At 54.5% G+C, this 211-nt stretch carries 1 protein-coding gene; it reads right to left on the reverse strand.

Going from position 1 to position 211, the window contains the following annotated elements; genetic code table 11:
• Window positions 1–211 (reverse strand): hypothetical protein (locus tag ACTHSQ_RS11525; protein ID WP_440372124.1); only part of this gene is annotated, 211 nt, incomplete at both ends.

Genomic DNA, 211 nt, shown 5'->3' on the forward strand with positions numbered 1-211 from the left:
GCTTTAGCATCTGCCGCTTCAGCTTTCGCTACCGCACCATCAGCTTTGGTATCTGCTGCTACTGCTTTAGCATCTGCCGCTACCGCTTTAGCATCTGCCGCTTGAGCTGCTTCTGCTGCTTTACCGGCTTTGGTATCTGCCGCTTCCGCTTTCGCTACCGCACCATCAGCTTTGGTATCAGCTGCTACCGCTTTAGCATCTGCCGCTACAG

This window comes from Neisseria sp. P0009.S008, from assembly GCF_051958615.1.
GTDB classification, from domain to species: Bacteria; Pseudomonadota; Gammaproteobacteria; order Burkholderiales; family Neisseriaceae; genus Neisseria; species Neisseria subflava.